The organism is Microcystis sp. M53603_WE2, from assembly GCF_030065435.1.
The window spans coordinates 1-1,626 of the sequence record NZ_JASJFF010001367.1 but is presented as its reverse complement, the minus strand read 5'-3'; the positions used below and the strand labels follow the sequence as shown (position 1 = coordinate 1,626).

General features: G+C 41.2%; 2 protein-coding genes. Both read right to left on the bottom strand.

Annotated elements, in window-relative coordinates:
* Window positions 1-242 precede the first annotated feature (242 nt).
* Complete coding sequence (locus PX481_RS28710) at window positions 243-575, bottom strand: hypothetical protein (protein ID WP_002760882.1); 333 nt, start codon at window positions 573-575, stop codon at window positions 243-245.
* Complete coding sequence (locus PX481_RS28705) at window positions 565-1,554, bottom strand: CHAT domain-containing protein (RefSeq protein WP_288023567.1); 990 nt, start codon at window positions 1,552-1,554, stop codon at window positions 565-567. Before PX481_RS28705 ends, PX481_RS28710 begins: the two co-directional genes overlap by 11 nt.
* Window positions 1,555-1,626: the final 72 nt, after the last annotated feature.

The following is a 1,626-nucleotide window of genomic DNA, read 5'->3' as shown; positions in this document are numbered from 1 at the left end:
CAAGCTCGCTTAGGTGAAGTTCCTTTAGATGTGGAACAATACCTGAATAAAGTTTCGGTACTATCTACATTACAAGAGATTGTTAAATTAGCAGCTACCGCTAATTCTCTCGCAGAATTTAAGCAGTCTTTGGCAAAAATCAATATCTAGAAAACGGTTTTCTTTGAGAAACTCTTTGAGAAACCCGTTTTCTTTGAGAGACCGGATACCGACCTCTGGCTTTTTGTTTTAATGGTGGACATTTACTTCGTTTTCTGTATTTTTGGCTGCAAAGTTGTAGATAGGGTAACTTTCATCGTGTTTGTATTGGCTGTTTCTGCTCCAATGTTGAAAAACAGATATTTGAGTTCTCCCTTCGCCTTTAGACTGACTGAACCATTAATTTCAACAGTCAACTGACTTTCTACATCTACCTTACTAGAAAGAGCTTCCATGACAGATTCAAAGAGTTCTTGCAACTGAACTGCGACGGTTTCCTCTTGTGGTCCCAAAGTAGTCAGGATTTCCTCATCCTCAGTTTGTAAGCTACTAACTGAAGCTGGATCGACGGCTGTGGCATATACTTTAATTGGCATGGTCTTCCTCCTTGGAATTTTTTTGCTGTACAATCGAGAAATCTGGATCGCCATAAATACAATACAGTAGCCAAAATAAGTTTCTCTCATTGGCTGCAACTTCTTTGGCTTTGGCTACAGCCTGTCCGATAGTAATTTTCTCATCTGGGTTGAATAATTCACGGTAAACAATTTCGGCAAAGTTGACGGCATATTTCACTGGTACGGCTCCTAAAGTTCCAATGAAAGCATCTGCACCACGCTGATAAAATTTCCAGCCAAAACTGCTAAATTTTCCAAAGGTTAACACGGGAACGGTTGAAGCACAGGCGTTAGCAAACACAAGACTACCCGGCTCAAGAGGTAGCCTTAGAATGGTTTCAGGGAGCAAGTTTTCAATTCGGGTTTTGTTTTTATCGCCAGCAATTTGGAGTAGGTGCGGTTCTAAATGTCCGTGACAGGTAAAATGAAGCACATCTGTGCCTGGAATAGCTTTTACAAGGGACGAAATTGGCTGTTTAGCTAACAAGTGTACCGCTTCCGGGGGGAGAAGATTAGAGAATAGATGGGTAGCTCGCTCTGCTTCCGAGGAAGGTACATCTCCACCGACAATATTGACAATCCGCTTGATTTGTCTTTTTCCCTTACTTTCAGGTCTATTTCTTCTTGGTAAATCTTGACTATCGCTGAGGCGAGGAGAGCGAGCAATAATAAACTTCTTTCCCCAAAAATCTTCGCCGTCGTACATTAATTCCCAAGGAATCCACTGTTCATTAGTGGAGATAATGACAGGAGAACCAATCTTCCAATCTCGCACTTTTTTTGCTACTTCAGAGGGAATTAACATCTCGAACAAGTTAGCACCAACACTCTGAAGATTGAAACAGATACTCTCCCAACGCTCATCAGAGGGGTTTCCTTGTTGCACTACTGGCTCTTCGGGAATTGTTATGCAAATAATTAACTTAAAATAAAATTCGATGAGAGCGCCTACGCTCAAAAGTAGCTGAAATCCATACAGGGAAGGACTTAAGGCACAAACAGGTTAATACCAAAAGATAGACAATTGAGT